The 23,664-nt window shown below is 66.3% G+C and carries 19 protein-coding genes; 6 read left to right on the forward strand and 13 right to left on the reverse strand.

The features are described 5' to 3' along the window. Window positions 1-438: 438 nt before the first annotated feature. The 3 genes from RIE32_07610 to RIE32_07620 form a co-directional block, all read right to left on the reverse strand. On the reverse strand, window positions 439-3,537 hold the full coding sequence (locus RIE32_07610) for a lamin tail domain-containing protein (protein ID MEQ9096113.1): 3,099 nt from the start codon (window positions 3,535-3,537) through the stop codon (window positions 439-441). 187 nt (window positions 3,538-3,724) lie between these two features. Beyond that, window positions 3,725-4,747: a prepilin-type N-terminal cleavage/methylation domain-containing protein gene (locus tag RIE32_07615; protein MEQ9096114.1), complete on the reverse strand. Its 1,023-nt coding sequence runs from the start codon at window positions 4,745-4,747 to the stop codon at window positions 3,725-3,727. A 348-nt stretch (window positions 4,748-5,095) separates the two neighbouring features. After that, entirely contained in the window at window positions 5,096-6,463 is a 1,368-nt protein-coding gene (locus RIE32_07620; GenBank protein MEQ9096115.1) for a GC-type dockerin domain-anchored protein, read from the reverse strand. Between the two features lie 96 nt (window positions 6,464-6,559). Here RIE32_07620 and RIE32_07625 point away from each other — a divergent pair, with 96 nt between their 5' ends. Then, window positions 6,560-7,051 (forward strand): DUF1579 domain-containing protein, encoded by a 492-nt coding sequence (locus RIE32_07625; protein ID MEQ9096116.1) that lies wholly within the window; start codon window positions 6,560-6,562, stop codon window positions 7,049-7,051. A 4-nt stretch (window positions 7,052-7,055) separates the two neighbouring features. Here RIE32_07625 and RIE32_07630 read toward each other — a convergent pair whose 3' ends face one another. The 10 genes from RIE32_07630 to groL (RIE32_07675) all read right to left on the reverse strand — a co-directional run bounded on the left by RIE32_07630 (window position 7,056) and on the right by groL (RIE32_07675) (window position 18,087). Further along, window positions 7,056-8,606, reverse strand: coding sequence for a glycosyltransferase (locus RIE32_07630; protein ID MEQ9096117.1), 1,551 nt, complete (start codon window positions 8,604-8,606; stop codon window positions 7,056-7,058). Window positions 8,607-8,677: 71 nt separating this feature from the next. Next, window positions 8,678-10,516 (reverse strand): glutamine--tRNA ligase/YqeY domain fusion protein, encoded by a 1,839-nt coding sequence (locus RIE32_07635; protein MEQ9096118.1) that lies wholly within the window; start codon window positions 10,514-10,516, stop codon window positions 8,678-8,680. Between the two features lie 70 nt (window positions 10,517-10,586). Next, complete coding sequence (locus tag RIE32_07640) at window positions 10,587-11,423, reverse strand: SseB family protein (GenBank protein MEQ9096119.1); 837 nt, start codon at window positions 11,421-11,423, stop codon at window positions 10,587-10,589. 55 nt (window positions 11,424-11,478) lie between these two features. Further along, on the reverse strand, window positions 11,479-11,856 hold the full coding sequence (locus RIE32_07645; GenBank protein MEQ9096120.1) for a holo-ACP synthase: 378 nt from the start codon (window positions 11,854-11,856) through the stop codon (window positions 11,479-11,481). Continuing rightward, complete coding sequence (locus tag RIE32_07650) at window positions 11,853-12,188, reverse strand: zinc ribbon domain-containing protein (GenBank protein MEQ9096121.1); 336 nt, start codon at window positions 12,186-12,188, stop codon at window positions 11,853-11,855. Before RIE32_07650 ends, RIE32_07645 begins: the two co-directional genes overlap by 4 nt. Window positions 12,189-12,206: 18 nt before the next feature. After that, entirely contained in the window at window positions 12,207-12,776 is a 570-nt protein-coding gene (locus tag RIE32_07655; GenBank protein MEQ9096122.1) for a nucleotide exchange factor GrpE, read from the reverse strand. 18 nt (window positions 12,777-12,794) lie between these two features. Then, a complete protein-coding gene (gene dnaJ / locus RIE32_07660) occupies window positions 12,795-13,946 on the reverse strand; it encodes a molecular chaperone DnaJ (GenBank protein ID MEQ9096123.1) in 1,152 nt (383 codons plus the stop codon). A gap of 75 nt (window positions 13,947-14,021) precedes the next feature. Next, window positions 14,022-15,635 carry a chaperonin GroEL gene (gene groL / locus RIE32_07665; protein ID MEQ9096124.1) on the reverse strand — a complete coding sequence of 538 codons (1,614 nt, stop codon included), beginning with the start codon at window positions 15,633-15,635 and terminating at the stop codon, window positions 14,022-14,024. A 65-nt stretch (window positions 15,636-15,700) separates the two neighbouring features. After that, window positions 15,701-15,991, reverse strand: a complete 291-nt coding sequence (locus tag RIE32_07670) for a co-chaperone GroES (GenBank protein MEQ9096125.1) — start codon at window positions 15,989-15,991, stop codon at window positions 15,701-15,703. A 338-nt stretch (window positions 15,992-16,329) separates the two neighbouring features. After that, window positions 16,330-18,087, reverse strand: a complete 1,758-nt coding sequence (gene groL, locus RIE32_07675; protein ID MEQ9096126.1) for a chaperonin GroEL — start codon at window positions 18,085-18,087, stop codon at window positions 16,330-16,332. A gap of 277 nt (window positions 18,088-18,364) precedes the next feature. Between groL (RIE32_07675) and RIE32_07680 the strand changes: the two genes are divergently transcribed. The 5 genes from RIE32_07680 (at window position 18,365) to RIE32_07700 (ending at window position 23,655) form a co-directional block, all read left to right on the forward strand. Continuing rightward, window positions 18,365-18,757, forward strand: coding sequence for an NADH-quinone oxidoreductase subunit A (locus RIE32_07680; protein ID MEQ9096127.1), 393 nt, complete (start codon window positions 18,365-18,367; stop codon window positions 18,755-18,757). 136 nt (window positions 18,758-18,893) lie between these two features. Further along, a complete protein-coding gene (locus tag RIE32_07685; GenBank protein MEQ9096128.1) occupies window positions 18,894-20,324 on the forward strand; it encodes an ATP-binding protein in 1,431 nt (476 codons plus the stop codon). 15 nt (window positions 20,325-20,339) lie between these two features. Continuing rightward, complete coding sequence (locus tag RIE32_07690) at window positions 20,340-20,675, forward strand: STAS domain-containing protein (protein MEQ9096129.1); 336 nt, start codon at window positions 20,340-20,342, stop codon at window positions 20,673-20,675. Further along, the gene (locus RIE32_07695; GenBank protein MEQ9096130.1) at window positions 20,672-22,447 is read left to right on the forward strand and encodes an ATPase, T2SS/T4P/T4SS family; all 1,776 of its coding nucleotides are present in this window, start codon (window positions 20,672-20,674) and stop codon (window positions 22,445-22,447) included. The genes RIE32_07690 and RIE32_07695 overlap by 4 nt, the downstream gene beginning before the upstream one ends. Further along, on the forward strand, window positions 22,444-23,655 hold the full coding sequence (locus RIE32_07700; GenBank protein MEQ9096131.1) for a type II secretion system F family protein: 1,212 nt from the start codon (window positions 22,444-22,446) through the stop codon (window positions 23,653-23,655). The genes RIE32_07695 and RIE32_07700 overlap by 4 nt, the downstream gene beginning before the upstream one ends. Window positions 23,656-23,664: the final 9 nt, after the last annotated feature.

Genomic DNA, 23,664 nt, shown 5'->3' on the forward strand with positions numbered 1-23,664 from the left:
GCCTGCGCATGCGCTCCGCTCGCGGACTCGCTGCGCGGATTCTCCGGCGCCACCGTGCACGCCCACGCTAAACCTTCCCCCCGCGCCGCAGCATCCGCCGATCGAGTATTCGAGCGAAAGCCCAAGCGGAGGCGAGGCGGCCCCCCGCCCCCCAGCACCCCCCCCCCTTCCCCCCCCCCCACCACCCCCTGCGCCGCCGGGCCCCCCCCGCCCCCGGGCCCCCGCCCGCAAGCCAGCCACGCCCGCGCCTCACGACCACTTCAATTGGTCCAGCCGCAGCGCAGCCGCCGCGTCTTCGGGGCGGCTCCGCGCAGGCGTCGAACATCGGCGCACGGCCGAGACCAACGCGCCCGACCCACCGTGCCCCCCCACCGCGCAACGCCCCCGCCGGCGAGGCGTCAAGGAAACTCCCCGCCGGCGAGGCGACAAGATAAAACTTCAACACCCCGCGTCGAACGCGTTGCTGAACGCCAGGAAGTCGAACAGGGTCAGGCTGCCGTCGCCGTCGAAGTCGGCGCGGGCGTCGCCCGCATCGAAGGCGTTGGAGAAGGCCAGGAAGTCGAAGAGGGTCAGGCTGCCGTCGCCATCGAAGTCCGCCGGGCACGCCCCGCCGAGGATGGCGTCTATCGCGTCCAGGTCGTCCTGGTTGACCACCAGGTCGCCCGTGACGTCGGCCGAGAGGTCGAACAGCACCGCCTCGTTGATGTCGTCCCAGTTGGCCTCGCCGTCGTTGGCCGCGGCGATCTGCGCGACGATGTAGTCGCGGTCGAACGCGTCCACCAGGCCGTCGGCGCCGGCCGTGGGCGTCCAGCCCGGGGTGGTCAGGCCATCGGCGTTGGAGATGTCAAAGCGGCTCCAGCCGGACTGGTAGGCGATGCTGCCGTCGCCGATGATGGTGCCGAAGAAGTTGCCGCTGGTGCTGGCGTCGTCGACGGCCTCGAAGCCGGCCACGCGGTCGAGGTTGCCCGTGGCGGTGCTAAGGGCCAGGCCGTCGGCGAAGTAGCGGGCGTCCTCGACGTCGAAGTTGCCGTCGCCGTTGAAGTCGCCGATGATCTCGAGCACGACGCCCGAGCCGGGCTCGAAGCTGGCGCGGTCCTCGAGCGCGGCGATCATGGCGGGGATGTCGTTGACGTTGCGCAGGCCGTCGTTGTTGAAGTCGCCGGCCAGGCCGTTGCGGGCGCTCAGCGGGCTGCCGTAGAAGACCGGGTTGCCGGCCTGATCGACGTAGTTGCCCCCGCCGGCGACGCCGTCGGTGTAGGTGACGCCCGCGGTGCGGGTGGGCGCCAGGCCGGTGGTGCTGACGCTGCCGAAGGTGGCCAGGCGGGCGTCGCCCAGCACGATGCTGGTGGCGCGGATCTCGTCCTGCAGGCTCTGGTTGAAGTCGGGGTTGGGGATCAGGCCGATGGGGTCCTCGTTCTCCTGCACGAAGTCGGTGGCGGCCGAGAGCACGAAGTTCAGGGCCAGGAACTCGGCGGGGGTGAAGTCGGTCTCGGGCGTGCCCATGCCGGCCTGCTCGAACGCCGCGATGCTGGCGGTGATGTTGTTGAGGTAGGCCGCGGCCTGCTCGTTCTGCATGGGCGGCAGGCCGGTGCCGATGCGGCCGCCCAGCGAGGGCGCCACCGCACGGGGGCTGCCCAGGGTGGTGAAGGTCTCCGGCCCGCCGATGGTGTAGCCGTTCTGGTCGTTGTCGAGCACCTCGTCGATGGTCGGGCGGCTGAACTCGGTGCCGCCGATCAGGTCGTTCTGCACGGCCAGCACGTCGGCCCGGCCGGTGAACAGCCAGCGGCTGGCGCGCTCGGCGCCGGTGTGGCCGATGGCCAGGCGCGTGTTGATGACGGTGGCCTCCATCGAGCCCGAGCCGCCCTTGTTGCTGGGCAGGTAATCGGGGCCGATGAGGTTGAACTGGGCATCATTGTTCTTGGCGCCGATGTTCTCGCCGCGGCCCCACGAGGGATCCAGCCCGATGGAGTTCTGGAAGCCGTTGCGCGTGCCCGAGCCCGAGTCGCGCGTCACGAACACCAGGTTCTCGCCGGTGCTCAGGCGACCGGTGGCGTTGCCGTAGCGCAGGTCGCTCTGGCGGATCTCCTGCTTGCCCACGCCGTAGTTGACGATGGCCGCGATGGGCACGAAGGCGATCTGCGTGTCGAACACCACGTCGGTGTCGGTCGCCGCCGGCGGGTTGGCCGGGTCGAACGGGCGCAGGCCGCCCAGGCTCTTGAGGTTGTTGCTCTGACTTATGGGCGCGCCGGTCTTGTCGGTGGCGAAGATCTGGGCGTTGCCGTAGCCGGCCGAGCCGGGCTTGGCGTCCAGGGTGCCGTCGCCGGCCTGCGTGGCGAACCACGAGCTGGGCACGTCGAGCACGGCCAGGTCGATGCGGAAGCCGCCCATCGAGCTCGTGCTCGGGAAGGTAAACGGCGAGACCAGGTAGCTGCCGTCCATCATCGAGCGGAAGGGCGAGCCGCCGGGGTTGCCGGCGTTGTACACGCCCGGCACGGTGCCGGTGGCCAGGTCGACCCACTTCTCGCGGTTGGCGTAGGCGTTCTCGGCGTCGCCCGAGAACAGGCCCACGCGCGGATCATCGTCGTCGCGGGTGGTATCGAACAGCGTGGGGGCCAGCGGGCCGTCGAGGTCGTTGGTCAGCACGAACTCTGCCAGGCCGTTGCCCGAGCCGGTCGAGCGGTAGGTGACGATCCAGTGGGCGTCGTCGTCGTAGCCGCCCGAGCCGCGCTGGCCGCCGGGGGCGAGTTGGTCGATGCCCGGGCCGATGCGACGGGCAAAGCCGTCCAGGTCCGGGTCGAGGAAGTCGTTGGTCGACGAGGGCGCCTGGAAGAAGCTCTCGAACAGCGTCGCGCCCGAGATGTTCACGAGGTAGGGACCGCGCACGGCCAGATCGGCCGGGGTCGTGCCGGGGCTGCCCACGCTGCTGACCAGGGTGGTGCCGGCGGGCGCGCTGACGTAGCCACCATCGACGCCATCGGTGCTCAGCGCCCAGTTGGCGCCCACGTTGGCGTCGTAGAAGGGGTTGACCAGGTAGAACGAGGCGGCGCCGTCGTCCACGGGCCAGCCGTCGTTGCCGCTGCCGTCGTAGGTCACCTGGGCGACGGCGGCGCCGAAGTCGCGACCGGCGTGGCTGGTGATGCTGTCCCACAGGCCGAACTGCTCGGTGCCGCTGTTGTTCAGCGCCTGCCAGTTGTCGACGGCGATGAAGTTAATGCCCGCGCCCCACGCAGCCTCGACCTCGGCCACGCTCAGCGCGCTGTTGTACAGGACGGCGGTGCCGCCCGCGGGAACGCTGCCGCCGGCGATGTTGGCCGCCGTCACGGGCGAACCGCCGATGTCATCCAGCACCCAACCGGTCAGGTCGACGGAGGTGTCGCCGGTATTGACGATCTCGACGTACTCCCACGAGTTGTCGGGATCAAACGCCGGGTTGAACATGATCTCGGTGATGGCGATGCTCTGGGCGCCGGCGGTTGCCGCGGCGCCGGCCAGGCCGCACGCGGCCAGCAGCGTCGAAATGGTCTTGGTCGTCTTCATGGAACTTCTCTCCGCAAGGTGAACAGGAAGCCTCGTGCTCATGGTCCTTCCGAGGCGGCATCGACCGCCCGGCTCCTCCCTCGTCGAGGGCCGGACCGCGCCCCCGATGCCCGCGTTGCAGCGGGCCATGCCTTGATGTGGGTCAGCAACGCAAACGGCCGCGGTTTCCCGCGGCCGTAGCGACGAATCAGTCTTCCAGGCGAACGCGGATATTGCGGCCCGTCAGGCTGTAGAACTGCTCGCCCCACAACCGCTGGCGGATCGTGTCTCGAACGTCGTACAAGGCCACGTGTCCGTCGGCGAACACGAAGTTGGCCTTGCCGCCGTGCTTGCGGCTGACGGCGTTCAGGTTCGTCCGCGGATCCTCGATCAGGCCCGTCGCCTTCTCGGCCTCGCCGGCATCAAGGATGTCGCGATCGGGATCGGGATAGGTAAAGCGTGCCTCGGCGCCCGAGCTGCCCGGGGCCTCGCGATACACGTCCTGGCCCGCGCTCAGGCCAAGGAAGGGCGTGATCGGCCGATGGCTCTTGATGACGCGGCCACCCGACGAGGGATAGAGCGTCTGCCAGTCCGGGCCTTCCTGGAATTCGGTCGCCAGGATGGTCGTGCTGTGGCTGTTGATCCAATCGGGATTCACCAGCCGGTTGCGACGGGGCGTGCTCGTCGCGAACTTGTTGCGCGGGAAGATCGCCGCGTTCCCGGCGAAGGCCATCCGCTTGAGCTGACGATCCTCGGGCTCGGGCGAACCGATGGAGCCGCCAAGGTCGTTGACCTGGCCGTTCTCCCAATCATCGAACTTCGGCCCGGGGTTGGTTGCCGGAGCGCCACCGTTGAGCGCCGCGGGCGATGCAAAAGCATCCTGCGGCAAGTTGCCACCCTCGAACAGCGCCCACGACCAGTGGATGTAGCCATTGGCGGGAACGGGATTGCTGTCGAGCTGGTCCTTGACCTCCCAGTCTTCACCATCCCGGTCCTTGCCGTAGACGTACGCGGGTGGGAAGGTCTTGTTATCAACGGTGTAGGTCGTCACGCCTTGGCCGACCGCCCGAAGCTGAGCGGCTGCCTTGATCTGCTGGGCGGCGGCCCGAGCCTTGCCCAGGCTGGGCAGCAGGATGCCGATGAGCAGCGCAATGATCGCGATGACCACCAGCAACTCGATGAGTGTGAAGGCACGGCTCTTTGCCGTAGCCGAAAGGGCGCCTGGGGCCATTCGTGTCGTCCGATCCATGGGCGTCGTCCCCCGAGCTCGTTCGTGGCTTGAAGTCGTGATCCGTCCGACCCGCGCCGGACCAGAAGAGATCTGCGCCGAATTGGTGTCCGGCATGGCCTGGATAGCAAGGGGGCGCGATATGCGCAGAAAGTGCCGGCCTCATGCACGCATGTTGCTTCTTGCGCGCACCTAACCGAATACCGGCCTCAAAGAGGCTGGTATCAACGATTGTTTAGAACTTCTTAATGAATCGGGTCGAGCCCGGCTTGCGCACACTTAGCGCAATCACCACACATTCGAGGGAACCAAAGACGCGGAACCAACGATGCAAAGCCGACCGTGGCCGCCCTACTCGCAGCCGGCGTCGAACTCGTTCTGGAACACGAGGAAGTCGAAGATCGTCAACTCGCCGTCGCCGTCGAAGTCGGCCGCGAGATCACCCGCGTCAAAGAGGTTTTGGAAGCCCAGGAAGTCGAAGATGGTCAGGGAGCCGTCGCCGTCGATGTCGACGCGGCAGCCGCCGCCGCACGTCCAAAGGGCAATGTTGCGTGCATCTTCGAAGCCGGCGAACGAGAACCCGCCGGTGACGACCAGCGACGTGCCCATACCGAATTCGTCGTATGCCGCCATCGCCGCGATTCCTGGCACCGCGCCGCCCGAGACCCCGTCGCCCACGGTCCGCCACCCGGCACCGTCCCAAGAGGCAAAGCCGAAGACCGCCTCGCTGCCCGAGAGTACGAAGCTGCCGCCGGCGTAGAGCTTCTGGCCATTGCCAACGTCTTCGACGAGTAGCGCCGTCACGGTATTGTCGAATCCGTCGCCCACGGGTGCGAACGCAGAACCATCCCATCGGGCGATTGATGCAGCACCGACGCCGCCGGCTTGCGCAAAGTTGCCTCCGACGACGAGTTCATCGCCATCGCCGAAGTCATGCACCGCCATGGCATTGCCGCGCGGATTGTCACCGCCGCTCAGCCCGCCGCCGACCGCTTCGAACGCCGAGCCGTTCCATCGAGCCAGGTTCGCTCCACCGCCAGTCGGCAGGGTGAAGCGGCCGGCGATGTAGAGCGAAGGGCCGGAGCCATCGTCGTAGATCATGAAATCGTTGACCGAGCCGAGGACCCCGTCGCCGAAGCCTCGCCACTCGTTACCGTCCCACGCCGCCACGCCCGGGCTGAACACCGCACCTCCGCCGGCGGCCGAGAACGTACCGCCCACGAACAACAGTTCCTCGCCCTCGAACTCGAGCGTGCGCAAGCCCAGCACCTGACCGTTCACGCCGCCATTGAGTGAATCCCAGAAGCCGCCCTCTGGCGAGACCTCGAAGCGGGCGATGCCGCTCACCGGCTCGCCATCGGCAAATGCGAATCCGCCGCCGGCGACGAAGTCGCCTCGGAAGTTGGTCGCTACGTTGGCGCCCAGGACGCTGCCGCTGGCGCTCGTCAGCCCGCTGGTTCCAAAGGTGCGCCATCCGTCGCCGGGGTTCCATCGCGCATTGCCGTTCGCCGAGATGCCGCCCACCGAGGCGAATCGACCGCTGATCACGATCTCGGGCCCATCGCCCAGGTCGGCGATCGCCAGACCCTTACGCAGGCTCGCGACGTCGACGCCCGGCTGGCCGATGGATCGGTCCCAGTCTGGCGTGCATTGACCACGCACCGGACCTGAGAGCACGGCAACACCGACCGCAGTCCACGCCGAAATCAGCTTCACCATCGCACGAGCCTCCATGAGCATCCGGCCAGGACGTGCCCATCGGGGGATACAGTCGGGATAGCACGCCTGTTTCGGGGCTTGCCCGGGAGGCCCGCGATGGATCAGCCCAAGCCCACGCCCCAGCACGCATGGCTCTCGAAACTCGTCGGCACGTGGACATACACCGGCCGCGGCGACATGGGCCCCGACCAGCCACCGCACGAGTTCTCGGGCACGGAAGTTGTTCGCTCGATGGGCGGCCTGTGGATCGTGTGCGAGGGCGCCATCTCTATGCCGGACGGCAGCGAGGGCCAGACGCTCATGACCCTGGGCTATGACCCGCTGGCCAGCCGCTTCGTCGGTTCGTGGCTTGGCTCGATGATGACCTTCATGTTTCGATATGACGGAGCCCTGGACGAAGGTGGCACCGTGTTGACTCTCGACACGATGGGACCGTCGATGGACCCCGATGCCGCCCTGGGCACCATGGCCCGCTTCCAGGACATCATCGAGCAGGTGAGCGATACGCACCGCATCCTGCGATCACGCACGGTGCACGACGATGGGTCCCGCACCCAGTTCATGGAAGCGCACTACCACCGCGGGTAGGCCGTCACGTGCGCGCGGCGACGGGCGTGTGCGATGGCTTTGCCTCAATCTGAGAAGATGTGTCGGCCTGTTCCTCGCCCGAGGGCGTGGCGCTCTGCGGAGACCGCGCCGGCTTACGACCGATTGCGATGACGCTCAGCCCGGGCAAGCTGTCGATATTCTCGACGAGCTTGGCCACCGGCAGCATTCGATGGAAGAGCTTCACTTGACCCGGCGAAAGCTGCTTGCGGCCCATCTTGGCGCTTGCCCACCAGCCCAGCACGCCCAGGCGATTGAACTGCTGCGTCTGCACGACTTCGAAGCCAGCCTCCTTCAGCCGCTCGCTCAGGGAGGCCCGCGTGTAGCGGCGCAGGTGGCCCAGCCGACGGTCGTACTCGGAGAACAGCCAGTCGTGCGCTGGCGCGAGCACGATCGCGTGCCCGCCGGGCGACAGCACGTCGTAGTAACGCTTCAGCATCGCCAGGTCATCGCCCACGTGCTCTACCACGTTGATCGCAAGCACCGTATCGGGCTGCTCCTGCGCAATGACGTCCCGTGCCTCGGGCTCGGCCAGATCGATGCGTGATGCGCGGACGTTCTCGAGGTGCGCGTAGCGGCGGCCGGCGATCTCGGCGTAGTACGGATCCAGATCCGTGCAGATCAGGCGCTGCCGATCGAGCAACTGCTCGGTGAAGTTTCCGATTCCGCAACCGGCCTCCAGCACACGGGAGCCGACATATGACTCGAACCGGGACATGAGCCAGCGGTTGTAGCTGCGGGCCCGGCGGACGCTCTCGAGCATGTAGTAGCCGTCGTGGGTGGTGAATCGCTTGTCGAAGAAGCGGAACTTGAAGAGCAGCCACAGCGCCTGCACGCCGTCCTTCCAGGTGATGTTCTTGCCCTCGGCATAGCTGCGGCCGTGGTAGCTGATCGGCACCTCGTAAATGCGCGCATTCCACTGGGCGAGTCGCGTGGTCAGTTCGGGCTCGATGCCGAACCGATCGCTCTTGAGAGGAATCTGCTTCAGGATGTCGGTTCGAACCGCCTTGTAGCAGGTCTCCATGTCGGTCAAGTTGATATCGTTGAGCGCATTGGTCACCGTCGTCAGAAAGCGATTGGCCACGCTGTGCCAGAAGAGGAGCACCCGCCGCTGCTCGCTGGCGGCAAAGCGTGATCCAAAGACCGCGTCGGCGTTGCCTTCCAGGATCGGACGCAACATCCGCGGATAATCCGCGGGGTCGTACTCCAGGTCGCTGTCCTGCACGATAGCGATGTCGCCGGTGCATTCCTCGATCGCGCGGCGGATGGCGGCGCCCTTGCCATAGTTGCGATGCTGGTGGAATACGCGGATGCGCGCATCCTGCTCGGCCAGTTCGGCCAGGATCTCACGGGAACGATCCTGGCTGCCGTCATCCACGGCGACGAGTTCGATCTTCAGGCCAAGATCATCGATCGGCGCCGAAAGCACGCGCGCCACGATCGTCCGGAGCGTTCGCGCCTCGTTGTAGACGGGCATCAAGACGCTCAACGTCCGGTAGCGAGGGGGAGATTCCGACGCATGCGTGCTGCCTGTCATGGGCGCCTCCGATTCGACGTACGACCCGCCAGCCCATCGGCCCGCGGCCGCTCCCGTCGCCACAATCCCCCTCAGCCCCGCCCTGCGACCTTGGCCCAGGTGTCCTTCAGCGTGACCGTACGATTGAACACGGGCCGGTCGGCGGTCGACGTGCGATCGAGGCAGAAATACCCCAGCCGCTCGAACTGGAACCGCTCGACGCCGTCCTCGAACGAGCCCGTACCCGAGGCCCGCTCCCCGTCGGTCGTCGGCCAGTGCGGCTCGAGCATCGCCGCTTCCACGATCCGCAGCGAATCGGGGTTGACGTGCTGGAGGAAGTTCCAGTCCTCGCCCGCGTCCTTGGGCCGGCGGTCGGGTTGCTCCACGGTAAAGAGACGGTCAAACAGATGAACTCGGGCGGACACCGCATGCTCGGCGCTCACCCAATGCAGCGTGCCCTTCACCTTCCTCACGTTGCCCTCGGCGTCGGGCGGCGGCGAATCACCCCCACGCGTCTGCGGGTCGTAGGTGCACACCAATTCGGTCACGCGGCCATCGGTCTTGACGACGTCCACGCACGTGATCCAATAGCCGTACCGCAGCCGCACCTCTCGCCCCGGCGCAAGCCGGAAGAACTTCTTCGGAGCGTCTTCCATGAAGTCGTCCCGCTCGATGTACAGCGTTCCGGTGAACGGCACGCGCCGAACGCCCGCATCGGCGTCCTCGGGGTTGTTCGTGGCGTCCATCCATTCCGTTCGATCCGGGTCGCCGTGCTCGGCCCAATTGCTGATGGTGACCTTGATGGGATCCAGCACGCACATGCGCCGCGGCGCCCGTTCATTGAGGTCGTCCCGGACCGCGTTCTCCAGCCGGCCGATGTCGATCAGGGCGTTGAACTTGGTGACGCCGCCCTCTTCGCAGAACCGCCGGATCGACCGTGGCGTCACGCCGCGACGGCGCATGCCGCTGATGGTGGGCATGCGCGGATCGTCCCAGCCCGCCACGTGGCCCTGCTCGACCAGCTCGCGCAGGCGTCGCTTGCTGGTCACGGTGTAGCTGGGGCTCCACCGGGCGAATTCGATCTGCCGCGGGTGGGCGATGGGATGCTCATTGTCCTTATTGATGGCAACGATGAACCAGTCGTAGAGCGGCCGATGGTCCTCGAACTCCAGCGTGCAGATCGAGTGGGTGATGCCCTCGAAGGCGTCCTCGAGCCCGTGGGCCCAGTCGTACATGGGGTAGATGTGCCACGTGCTGCCCGTGCGATGGTGCGGCTTGTTCACCACGCGATACATTACCGGATCGCGCAGGTTAATGTTCGGCGAGGCCATGTCGATCTTGGCACGCAATACCCGCGTGCCATCGGCGAACTCGCCCCGCTTCATCTTCTCGAACAGGTCCAAATTCTCTTCGACCGATCGATCGCGGAACGGGCTGACCTTGCCTGGCTCGGTCAGGGTCCCTCTCGTCTCTCGGATCTGCTCGGCTGACTGCTCGTCGACGTAGGCCAACCCCTTCTCGATGAGGTTGCGGGCCATCTCGTACATGCGATCGAAGTAGTCGCTCGCAAAGACCACGCCGGCGATGCGATCCCCGTCGCTCGCGCCGGGCCAGCGAAAGCCCAGCCAGCGAACATCGTCGACGATGGCGTCGACGTATTCCTGTTCCTCCTTGGCCGGGTTGGTATCGTCGAACCGGAGGTTGCAGGCCCCGCCGTACTTGGCCGCCAGCGAGAAGTTCAGGCAGATGCTCTTGGCGTGCCCGATGTGCAGGTAGCCGTTGGGCTCGGGCGGAAACCGAGTCCGCACCACGCTCGCATCACCGGGCCGGCCGAAGCGCCCCGCCTGCACGTCGGCCTCGATGGCTTCCTCGATGAAGTGCCTGGGCCGAGCGGGCGAATCGGGATGGGACGGCGCGGATTCTGAAGTCATGCCCAAGCCTATGTCCGCCGGGCCGCGCGCTCCGCACCATTGCCCCGGCCGACAGGTGGCGGCCGGAGGGTCAGCCCCGCGTCTCGAAGGCCCGCTTGAGCAGCCCCATATCGATCGCCATCGAGTTCTCCGGGTGGTTCAGCACGACGCCCTTGATCCGCCCCTCGCTCTCGGCCACGGCCTTCTCGACACGCTCGGCCAGCTCGGCCGGCGTGGCCTCGATCATCTTCAGCCCCTCGTGCTGCTGGCAGGCCCGCACGGCCATGGCGGCATCGCTGAACGCCCAGAGCCAGAGATGCTCGCCCTCCTTCACGAAGGCAAAGCCCTGGTCCTTCACGCCCACGTAGATCTTCTCCAGCCCGGCGATGATCTCGTGGACCATGAAGAACGCCGCGGGGTGCTTGGAGTTACGGGCATGGTCGATCGCACAGTGGATCGCTCCGGCCGGGAGCACGCCCCGCTCCTGGCGATAGAACGCGCACAGGTCGGGCAGGCGATGCCCGAACCCGCCCGACTTGCCCGGCACGGGATTTACGATGAAGCCGTCGATCCGGCCGCGAAGTCCGCACATATACGCCAAAGCCGCGGGGGGCGGCATGCTGACGCACGCCAGATCGTGCTCGGCGACCACGTCTTTCGCCCGCTCCACCGAAGAGAACACGGGAAGCAGGGCGCGATCACCATCCTGGAACATCTGGACCTGGATGTCCGGCCGATCGTCCTGCGTGGCCTTGCGGGCATCCTCCTCGGTCGTCAGCAAGACCCAGCCCGGCAGATTGCAGAACAGGTGCCAGAATTCCCGCTCGGCCGCCTCGTCCTTCGGGTTCTCGACCAGGGAATCGATCAATGCCTGCAGCCGCTGGTCGTCAACCGCCGGGGATCCTGCCTTCGCCTCTTCGCCACGCATGGGGTGACCTCCTTGCTGCGGGCAACCTAGGCGCGCCCAGACCATTGACACCAAGCTATCCCTCGGCCACCACCGACGCCATGGCCATCTGGCCCGTATGCGTCAGCGAGAGGTGCCACCACTTGACACCCATCGCCGATGACATTTCCTTCGCCCGACCGTGCAGTACGATCGACGGCCGACCGCTGGCGGCTCGCACCACTTCGATGTCTTTCCAGCCGGCGCCCTCCGCCCAGCCCGTGCCCAGGGCCTTGAACACGGCTTCCTTGGCCGCAAACCGAGCAGCCAGCCGCTCGTACCGCCGCGGGCCATCGCTGGCGTACGCACGCTCTGCCTCGGTAAACACCCGTTCGAGGAATCGATCGCCGAATCGCTCCACCGACCGACGCACACGCTGCACCTCGGTCAGGTCGACGCCGTGGCCCAGGATCATGCCGTCGAGGCCTTGGGCTTCTTGTCGGCCTTCTTCGTGTCGGATTTCTTCTCTGTCTTCTTGTCGGGTTTGGTGTCGCTCTTGGCGTCAGGCTTCGAATCCGCCTTGCTCTCGGGCTTGTCGGCGCTCTGCGCCTTCTTGTAGCTCTCGCTGCGGTAATCGGTCTGATAGAACCCCGAACCCTTGAAGAGCAGCGCGGCGCCGGTGCCGATCAGCCGCTCGAGCTTGCGCTTGCCACACTTGGGGCAGGTTCGCTTGGGGCTCTCGCTCATGCTCTGAAAGAGCTCGAACTCGTGCTCGCAAGCGTTGCAGCGATAGTCATACGTTGGCATGGTCTGGCTCTCGAAGGATTACTCTTCGCCCGGCGTCACGGCCACCTTGGCCGGCCGGAGCACGCGGTCGCCCATCGCGTAGCCGGCCTGGAACACCTGGGACACGCAGCCCGGGCCCACGCCCTCGGCCGCCTGCTGCATCACGGCCTCGTGATGCCCGGGGTTGAACTCGTCGCCCACCGCCGGCTGGATAGGCAGCACCCCGTGGCGGGCCATCGCCTTCATCGCCTCGGCCCGGATGGTCTCGATGGCCTTGAAGAGCTGCTCGACCGTCATGCTGGACGGATCCTGCGACAGCGCGAGATCGAAGCTGTCCAGCGCACCGAGCATCGATTCGCACACATCGCGCACGCCGCGAGACCGAGCCTCGATCTCGTTGCCCGACGCACGGCGCTGGAAATTCTGGAAGTCCGCCAGCGAGTGCTTCCAACGGCTCTCCATCTCGGCCAGATCGCTGGACAACTTCTCGAAGAACGCGTGCGCATCGTCGGCATCCAGGTTCCCCGATTCATCGCGGATGATGTCGTCGAAGCTGGCCGGCGGGCCATCATTGTCCTGATCGCGATCAACTGTCTCGTGTTCGGCCATCGCTTACTTCCCTCGCACTCAGAACAGGTCCCGGATCTTCTTGAGGAAGCCGTGGCTCTCGGGCATCACGCTCTGGTCTTCGGTCTCGGCAAACTCGCGAAGAAGCTTCTCCTGCTTCTCGCTGAGCTTCTTGGGAATCTCGACGCGCGTCACCAGCACCAGGTCTCCCCGCCGCCCGCTGCGCAGGTTTGGCAGTCCCTCGCCGTGCAGGCGGAACAGCGTGCCGTGCTGGGTCGCCTTGGGCACGGTCTGCTTCACCTTGCCGGTAAGCGTTGGCACGTCCATCTCGGTGCCCAGCGCCGCTTGCGTGAAGCCAATGGGCAACTCCATCAACAGGTGATCGCCGTCACGCTTGAACATGTCGTGCTCGTCGACGCGCACCACGACGTGCAGATCACCCCGCACGCCCGCGCCGCTGGGCGAAGCCTCGGGCGGTGGCGGCTCGCCCTCGCCCTGCACGCGCACGGCCTGGCCCTCATGGATGCCCGCGGGAATGCGAACGCTCAGCACGCGCTTGCGCGGCACCCGACCCTTGCCCTTGCAAGTCGGGCAGTGCTCCTTGATGATCGTGCCCCGACCCCGGCAACTCGGGCAGGCCGTCACCATGCGGAACATGCCGCCCATGCCCGCCTGCTGCACCTTACCCTGCCCCTCGCACGTCGGGCATGTCTGCGGATCGCTGCCGAGCTTGGCGCCGCTGCCGGTGCACGTGTCGCACACGTCGAGCCGCGTGAACTCGACGTCGCGCTCGGTGCCGGTCAGCACGTCCTTCAGTTCGATCTCGACCTCGGTCTCGAGGTCGTACCCTCGCGCCACGCGCTGGCGACCACCCCGACCGCCGCCCATGCCGCCGAACCCGCCGCCGCCGAAGATGTCGCTGAACATCGAGAAGATGTCCTCGACGTTCATGTGGCTGAAGTCGTGCGACGCCCCACCCTGCCCGCGCAGGCCCTCGTGCCCGTACTGGTCGTAGCGGGCCTTCTTGCTGGCGTCGCCGAGCACTTCGTACGCCTCGGCCGCTTCCTTGAACTTCGTCTCCGCCTCGGCATCGTCCGGGTTGCGATCCGGATGATACTTCAGCGCCAGCCGGCGATAGGCCCGCTTGATGTCGTCCTCCGACGCATCACGCTCGAGGCCGAGAATCTCGTAGTAGTCGCGGGTGGTGGGCATGCGTTCTTTCGAGGCGAAGGTTGAAGCGAAAGGCGCGGAGCCCGTGCTGCCGCGCCTCGAAGAGCATCGTCTCTCTTACGAAACCGCCCCCACCACCGGCTCGGCCTCATCCTTCAACTCGGTCACCAGCACATCAGTGGTCAGCATCAACCCCGCCACCGACGCCGCGTTCACCAGCGCCGTGCGGGGCACGAGCGCCGCGTCGATGATGCCGGCCTTCACCAGGTCAAGGTACTCGCCGGTCGCCGCGTCGAAGCCCTCGTTGGCCTTGCTCTCGCGCACGTTCTCGACGACGAGGTCGCCGTCGTAGCCGGCGTTCTCGGCGATCTGCCGCACGCAGCTTTCCACCGCGTCGTAGACGATGTCGTAGCCGATCTGCTCGTCGCCCTTAGCCTTCTTGCGGGCCGCCTCGATGGCGTCCTGCGTCCGCAGCAGCGCGACGCCGCCGCCAGCGACATAGCCCTCCTTGGCCGCCGCGCGCGTCGCCGCCAGCGCGTCCTCGACGAGGTCCTTGCGCTGCTTCATCTCCGCCTCGCTCGAGCCGCCGACGTGGATGATGCACACGCCGCCGGTCAGCTTGGCATGCCGCTCCATCAGCTTCTCGCGGTCGTACTCGCTGGTCGAGGCCTCGTGCTGAGCCTTGATCTGCTCGGCCCGGGCGGTGATGTCCTTCTTCTTGCCCGCGCCCTCGATGATGGTCGTCTCGTCCTTGGTGATGACGACCTTCTTGGCCTTGCCAAGCTCGGTCAGCTCGATCGACTCGAGGCTGCGGCCCAGGTCCTCGGCGAAGAACGTGCCGCCGGTGAGGATGCCGATGTCCTGCAGCATCGCCTTGCGACGGTCGCCGAATCCGGGCGCCTTGACAGCCGCGATCTTCAGCGAACCGCGCAGGCGGTTGATCACCAGCGTCGCCAGCGCCTCGTTCTCCATGTCCTCGGCGATGATCAGCAGCGGCTTGCCGGCCGACACGGCCTTGTTCAGGAGCGGCAGCAGATCGGTCAGGTTGGCGATCTTCTTCTCATGGATGAGGATCAGGCAGTCCTCGAGCACGCACTCGCCGCTCTTGGGATCGGTCATGAAGTAGGGCGACATGTAGCCCTTGTCGAACTGCATGCCCTCGACGAACTCCAGCTCGGTCTCGTTGCCGCGGCCTTCCTCGACCTCGACCACGCCCTCGGCCCCGACCTTGTTGATGGCCTCGGCGATGAGCTCGCCCACCGACGCGTCGTGGTTGGCCGACACGGTGGCCACCTTGCGGTAATCGTCCTTGCCCTTGCACTTAACGGCGAAGCCCTCGATGGCCGTGCTGGCCGCCTGGGCGGCGCCGTTCACGCCACGCTGCACCTGCACGGCGTTGGCGCCCGCCGCAATGTGCTTGAGGCCAGCGGTGAAGATGGCCTGGGCCAGCACCGTCGCGGTGGTCGTGCCGTCGCCGGCCTTGTCGTTGGTCTTCTTGGCCACCTGGTGCACCATCTTGGCGCCCATCGACGCAAACGGCTCGTGGAGCTCGATCTCACGAGCCACGCTCACGCCGTCCTTGGTCACCTGCGGGTTGCCAAAACTCTTCTGGATCACGACGTTCCGGCCAGCCGGCCCCATCGTGCACTTGACGGCGTCGGCCAGACGATCGACGCCCTGCTTCATCTCGAGCAGAGCATCGTTCTCGAACATGACTTGCTTGTGGGACACGTGTGCGCTCCTCCGGCCGGGCCGGTCAGTTTCGTTTCGAAGTCAGAAGGGGCCGCGGTTCGGACTCAGCCGTCCAGGATGCCGAGCAACTCGCTCTCGCGCAGGATCAGGTGCTCATCGCCCTTCACCTCCACCTCGGTGCCGGCGTACTTGCCGAACACCACGGTGTCGCCCTTCTTCACGGTGGGCTTGGCCCGCTCGCCGTTGTCCAGGCGGCGGCCGGGCCCAACAGCGATGACCTTGCCGGTCATGGGCCGCTCCTTGCTCGTTTCGGGCAAAAAGATACCCGACTGGGTCTTGGTCTCCTGGGCCGAGGGGCGAACGACGATTCTGTCATCGAGGGGTTTGACGTTCATTGTGTGTTCTCCGAGGCGGTCGTGGCCGCAATAGTGTCTTACCAGCGTCTTTCGAGTCTGCTGGCGAGGTTCAATCCCAAGCCATACTGCCTGCTTGCAGTACCCAAAAGCTTCCTTATCTCGTACGCCAGGACCTGAGCTGCATCGAAAGGACCATCTCCACTTGCTCTCAATGTCCGGCCTTCAACATCAACGATCATCCACCAATCGGCCTGACTTCCCATGTAGCTGTCATGCTGGTCCTTTTGCCGACGCTCGTATCGCAACTCAAACCGACGATCGCCAACCTCGATCCACAGGGGCCATGTCGACTTGGGTGAAGCGATCTCCATGACCGCTTAGAACCCCATCCCACCCATTCCAGGCATGCCACCCATGCCCATGCCGCCCATACCACCCATGCCGCCCATCGCGTCCATGTCCGGGGCCCCGCCGGCGCTGTCGTCGCCGCCGGGCTTCTCGGTGATCAGGCAGTCGGCCGCCAGCAGCACGCTCGCGACGCTCGCGGCGTTCTGGAGCGCCGAGCGGTCGACCTTCGCGGGGGTCATCACGCCGGCCTTCACCAGGTCCTCGTAGGTGTCGGTCAGGGCGTTGTAGCCGAAATTGGTCTTGGGATCGCTCTCGATCTTCTCCTGGATCTTGGCGACCACGACCGAGCCCTTCACGCCCGCGTTGTCGGCGATGGTCTTGGTCGGCACGGTCAGCGCGTCGCGCACCATGTGCATGCCCGAAGCCACGTCGTACTTCGCGTGCCCCACCTCGTCGGCCGATACGTCGCGGGTCTTGCCGAAGACGGCCTTCCACTCCTTGAGCTTCTCGATGGCCGCGACGGCGTGGATGAAGCTGGTGCCGCCGCCGGGCACGATGCCCTCGGCCACGGCCGCACGAGTGGCATGCAATGCGTCTTCGACGCGGGCCTTGCGCTCCTTCATTTCGGCCTCGCTCGCGGCGCCGACCTTGATCTGCGCGACGCCGCCGGCCAGCTTGGCCAGCCGCTCCTGCAGCTTCTCGCGGTCGTAGTCGCTGCTGGCCTCTTCGATCTCCTTGCGGATCTGGCCGATGCGGGCTTGGATGTCGCTGGTCTTGCCGGCGCCCTCGATGATCGTGGTATTGTCCGCGTCGATCTCGACCTTCTTGGCCATGCCCAGGTCGCCCAGGGTGACCTTCTCCAGGTCCATGCCCAGGTCCTTCATGACGGCCGTCGCGCCGGTCAGCACGGCAATGTCGTTCAGCATGGCCTTGCGGCGGTCGCCGTAGCCCGGCGCCTTCACAGCGGCGACCTGCAAGGTGCCGCGCAGCTTGTTGATGACCAGCGTCGAGAGCGCCTCGCCGGTGATGTCCTCGGCGATGATCAGCAGCGGCTTCTTGGCGCTCATCACCTTCTCAAGCACCGGCACCAGCTTCTGCACGTTGTCGATCTTGTCCTCGTGGATCAGCACGAGGGCCTTGTCGAACTCGACGCGCATCGCGTCGGCATCGGTCACGAAGTTGGCCGAGAGGTACCCGCGATCGAACTGCATCCCCTCGACCACGGTGACCTCGGTCTCCAGGCCGCGGCCCTCTTCCACGGTGATCACGCCGTCCTTGCCGACCTTCTCGAAGGCGTCGGCCATGATCTTGCCGATCTCGGAGTCGTTATTGGCGCTGATGGTGGCGACGTTCTGGATGTCGGCCTTGCCCTTGATCGGGGTCGCCAGGTCGTCGATCGCGCCGGTGGCCGCCTCCACGGCCATCCGCATGCCGCGAACCAGGGCATTGGCGTCCACGCCCGCAGCCACGTACTTCAGGCCTTGGCGGAACAGGGCCTCGGCCAGCACGGTGGCGGTCGTCGTGCCGTCGCCCGCGTCGTCGCTGGTCTTGCTGGCCGCCTCCTTGACCAGGCGGGCGCCCATGTCCTCGGCTGGGTCGCGAAGCTCGATCTCTTCGGCCACGGACACGCCGTCCTTGGTGACGGTGGGCCCGCCCCAGGACTTGTCCAGCACGGCGTTGCGGCCCTTGGGGCCCAGGGTGCTCTTGACCGCGCGGGCCAGCTTCTCCACGCCGGCGAGCAGGGCCTGGCGTGCGTCGGTATCGAAGGTCAGCTCTTTGACGGCCATGGGTCGCAGTCTCCGTAGGTCGAGTTCGTCGGTGCGTGCACAGCCCGCCGCCATCGCGGTCGGGACCATCTCTCGCCAGTGCTCTTACAAGCCGCGCGCCAACCGCCACCGCATCCCAAACCCGGTTGGGGCCACCGACCACCCTGCCCACCACCCGCCATGGGCGCTGCCGACCGCCAAAGTGGCACCCAACCGGCCCCGAGCCGGGCCGGCTGGCCCTTCGATCGATCGGATGAGAGAGACGCTCGCCCCGTCTCAACTTGCCTATCCTCGGCCCATGCTGCTCGGCGTTACCGATCCCGTGGCTTACCTGCCCCTGGCGGTCATCCTCATGGCCGTCGTGGGCTTCTCGGTCATGAACCTGGTGCTCACACGCATCCTGGGCCCCAACCGGGCCGGCGAGACCAAGGCCCTCTCCTATGAGAGCGGCATGGAGCCGGTGGGTACGGCCCGCAAGCGGTTCAACGTTCGCTTCTACTTGATCGCCATGGTCTTCCTGGTATTCGACGTCGAGGTGGTCTTCCTCTACCCCTGGGCCACCACCTTCGCGAACCTCGAGATGGATTCCACCGAGCGCCTGCTCTGGCTGGGTCGCATCCTCTTCTTCCTCTTCACGACGATCGTCGCCTTCCTGTACGGTCTTCGCAAGGGCGTTTTCCGCTTCGACTGACCGCCCAAGGCTCACGCTCCGCAATTCCCTCCCATCTTGCCTTCAGTGCCGCCGCTCAGGGGTCGATAGATCCCGATGAGGGCCACCGCCTTGGCTTCCAGGCCACATAAGTCGGTGCTTGGCAGGGGTTTGCACGATGGGCATCCGCTTTCTGCGTGAACGCGAACGAACGATCATCGGGTTGATCGCCGGTGTCATGGGTGTCGTCGTGATCGTTATCGGAGCGTTTGCCTGGCTCTACGTCGATGCAGCCGGACTGCCCCGAACCACCCAGGCCTGGGTCGAACTGGCCGCAATCGGCGCCGGAGCCCTCCTCGCCGTGGCGCTGCTCGGTCGCTGGGTCCGCAAGCGGATGCTGAGCATGTCTGCCCTGAGGGAAGCCGTGCTTGCGTCCGAGAACGCGAAGGCTGCCGCTACTGAACTGGAGTTGAGCGACCGCTTCGGCCGCGAGGCGATTGCCTGGAATGCCCTTCTGGGCCGCCTCGATGCCGGAGCCCGCCGAGACCCGGCCGGCGTTCCTTCGGGAAAGGCGGCCGCGGCAGGCGATGGACGGATGGCCGCGACGGTGTGTTCGGCGCTCTGGCAGGGGGTTCTGGTCGTGGGCCCGGCGCTGGACATTCGCTATGCCAACTCGGCCGCGGCAATGCTGCTAGGCGTGGACCTGGACACCCTGGACGCCAAGCCCCTGAACGAGATCCTCGACGTATCACCCTTGGCAAACGAGTCGGGCGACAGCGGGCTGCGGCGCGGCACCATGGAACTGGACCGCACGGTGGGCGAGGCCTCGACGCACCTGCGCGTATCCGTACGCGACGGTCAGGGCAGCGATGCACAGATCGTGGTGATCGAAGACATCACCCAATTGCACGCGGCCGAAGAAGCGCGAGCCAACTTCATCGCGCACGCGACCCACGAGCTTCGCACGCCGTTGACGAACATGCGTCTGTATGCCGAAACGGCGCTGGGCGATGACTGCGACGAGGCGATGCTCGGCACGTGCCTGAACGTGATCAACCAGGAAGTCCGCCGACTGGAGCGCGTGGTTTCGGATATGCTCAGCGTCAGCGAGATGGAAGCCGGCGCACTTTCCATCCAGGAAGGCGAGGCAAGACTCGACCAACTCTTTGAAGAACTGCGGCTCGAATTCGAGCAACAAGCCAGGGACAAGGGCGTCAATTTGTCGTTCACGCTGCCCGCAAAGCTCCCAGTCGTGCGCGGCGACCGCGACAAGCTACTCCAGGCGTACCACAACGTTCTTGGCAACGCCATCAAGTACACCCCAAACGGGGGCACGGTCACGCTCTCGGCCGACTGGGACGAGAACGGCATGAACGTGTCGGTTCGAGACACGGGCGTCGGTATCGCCGAGGCCGATCGGCAGAAGATCTTCGCGCGCTTCTACCGCACCGACGACGTCCGCGCCTCGGGTGCGCAGGGCACGGGCCTTGGCCTCACGTTGGCCAAGGAAATCATGCTCGGCCACGAGGGCGGCATCGACGTGGACTCCGAGCCCGGCAAGGGCAGCGTCTTCACGATGTACATCCCCGGCGGGCGCCTGGTTGCATGATGGAGGAGGGGCGCGATGCGCATCGATGAACAGGTTCGCGGCGCAGTCACGTTCCTCAGGCCGGACGGCGCCATTACGCAGCAGGACTCGAGCGTCTTTCGGACCAAGCTCGTCGATGCGGCCCGTCGTTCGATGGGTCGCTGCGTAGTTGACGCCTCGGCCGTCCCCTTCATGGATAGCGCTGCACTGGAAGCCTTGCTTGACGCCACCGACCAGCTCGGGTCGGCCGGCCGCGTGCTCAAGCTGTGCGGGCTGAACGAGACCGTCCGCGAGTGCCTTGAACTGACGGGCATCGCGGGCCGGTTCGACATCTACGCCGATGGTGTCTCGGCAGCGAGGAGCTTCCTGTGAGCGACGAGCAGCCGCAAGACAAGGAGCAGACGCCACCGCCGGTCACCCGGATCGGCGATGTGCTCGTGGGCAGCGGCGTCATCACCGAGGAACAGCTCGGCGCAGCCTTGGAGCGTCAACAGGCCGAAGGCACGCTGCTGGGCGAGATCCTCGTCGAAGAGGGCATTATCTCGCCGGCCACGCTGGTGCACACGCTCGGCCAGCACCTGGATTTGCCCTCGTGCGTGTTGCGCCACGGCCTGGTGGATCCCGAGCTGCTCCAGGTCGTCACCGCCGACGTAGCGCACGAACTGGGCGTGATGCCCATGTTCCGCATCCGAGATGAGATGACCGTGGCGATGGCCGAGCCGCAGTCGCTACCGACCATCGATCGCCTGACGCAGATCACCGGCTGCCGCATACGACCGGTGCTGGCACTGCGCGGCAACATCGAAGAATTCATCGAGAAGTACGCCCAGAACCAGGCCAACCTGACGGCCTTCCTCTCCCAGCTCCGCGAATCGGACGTGGAGGTCTTCGATAAGGAGAACGTCGACGAGGAAGAGCCCGAAGGCGACCTGGCCAAGATCATCGCCGGCAGCCCGATCGTGAACCTCGTCAACATGGCGGTGCTAACGGCCATCCGCGATCGAGCCAGCGACATCCACATCGAGCCCAGCCACAAGGGCACGCGCATCCGATACCGGATCGACGGCACGCTTCGCGACCTCATGCGTCCGCCCCAGGGCATGCACTCGGCCATCGCCTCGCGCGTCAAGATCCTGGCCAAGCTCGACATCGCGGAGAAGCGCATGCCGCAGGAGGGCCGCATCCGCATCATGGCCGAGGGCCGCGAGGTCTCGCTCCGCGTGTCCAGCATCCCCACGCTGCTGGGCGAGAAGCTGGTGATCCGCATCCTCGATCGCGACAATCTGAATTCGAGCCTGGCCGACCTGGGCATCCGTCCCGAACTGATGATGACCATCACGCGGATGCTGCGCAAGCCCTACGGCCTCATGCTCGTGACCGGGCCGACGGGCAGCGGCAAGTCGACGACGCTTTATTCGGCGCTGGAACTGCTCAGCAGTCCCGAGCGCAACATCGTGACGGTCGAAGACCCGGTGGAGTACCAGCTCGACCTGATCAATCAGATCCAGGTTCAGGAGGCCATTGGGCTGAGCTTCGCCAAGGCTCTACGCAGCATCCTGCGGCAGGACCCCGACGTGATCATGGTGGGCGAGATCCGAGACCAGGATACCGCGCGCGTCGCCACACAGGCCGCCATCACGGGCCACGTCGTGCTCGCAACCCTGCATACCAACGATGCGCCCGGCGCCGTCGAGCGACTGCTGGACATGGGCATCGAGCCCTATCTGCTCAGCGGCGCGCTCAATGGCGTCATCGCCCAGCGCCTGGCTCGCACGATCTGCCAGCACTGCGCCACGCGTTACTACCCCGACGACAACCTGCTGGCCGAAGCGGGCATCGCCGACGAAGCGCGCACCCCCTTCCGCCGCGGCCTGGGCTGTCAGCACTGCCACGACACCGGCTTCCAGGGTCGCCTGGGCATCTACGAGGTGATGGAGGTCACCCCGCCCATCCGCCGGCTGGTGCACGCGGGCGCTTCATCAATGGAACTCCGCGAGGCATTCTTCAAGGGCGGCGGTAAGTCGCTGCGCGAGGAGGCAGTGCTCGTGGCCAAGCGCGGCTCGACCAGCCTCGAAGAAGCCCTGCGCGTAACCCGGAGCGACGACGATCTCGATTCCGGCAAGCCCGTGGAGGCGGCAGCATGAAGTGGCGTTATGTTGGCTACGAGACCAGCGGCGCGCCCAAGCGCGGCGTCATCGAAGCCGCCGACAAGGCGGACGCGCGAGACAAGCTCCGGGAGCGCGACATCATCGTGCTCGAGATCGCTCAGGATGCAGGCCGCGGCACCACGGGGCGTCGCATCAAGGGCTCCCGGGGCAAGCTGGCGGACATCTCGCAGTTCATGCGCCACATGTCGGTGTTGATTGCCTCCGGCACGCCGCTCTCTGAGGGCGTCGAAGCCATGGCGGGCCAGACGCGCGACGAGAAGTTTAAGGCCGTGCTCAAGCGCCTGCAGGCGGACATCGAGTCGGGCACGCCACTGTCCGAGGCCATGGGCGTTCATCCGGGCTACTTCGACGAAGTATGCCGTGCGATGGTTGCCGCGGGCGAATCGAGCGGCCGGCTGGGCGACATGCTCGAGCGTGTGTCTTCGCTCATGCGTCAGAAGCTGGCGATGCGACGCGCCATCGTCGGCGCGATGATCTACCCATGCATCCTCATCGGCATCGGCTTCATCGTCGTGCTCGTGATGCTGGTGATGGTGTTCCCGCGGTTCGAGGCCATGTTCGAGTCGCTGGACACGCCAGTCCCACCGAGTACGCAGCTGTTCCTCTGGCTCAGCACGATGCTACGCACCTATTGGTGGGCATGGCTGGCCGGGCTCGTGCCCGCCGCGCTGCTGGCCCGCTTCGCATTGATGCAGCCAGCGACGTCGCGTCTGATCGAGAAGGCCCTGCTGCGGACGCCCAAGCTGGGCGATATCGCACGCTCGATCGCCAGCGCCCGGCTGTCGCGGATGGTCTCGCTCCTGCTGGACAGCCATCTTCCGCTCCTGGACGTGCTTTCGCTGTGCGCCGGTTCGATGCGCAGCCCCGAGTATGCCGCCCTGCTCAGAGAGGCGCACGACGCCGCCGAGGTCGGCCAGCCCATCAGCACGGTCCTGGAAGATACCGACCTGCTCCACGGCCTGGTGCGTGAGGGCGTGCGCACGGGCGAACGCACGGGGCGCATGGGCATGATGCTCGGCAACGTTGCGGACTTTCTGGAAGAGGAGAACGAAGCCACGTTGAAGGCGTTGAGCGCCATCATCGAACCGCTCTTGCTCGTGACGCTGGGCCTGGTCGTCGGGGGCATCGCCACGAGCATGTTCCTTCCGCTGTTCGATCTCACCGCCTCGGCCGGGGCCCCGTAACCAAGGAAC

This window comes from Phycisphaerales bacterium, assembly GCA_040221175.1.
Lineage (GTDB): Bacteria > Planctomycetota > Phycisphaerae > Phycisphaerales > UBA1924 > JAHCJI01.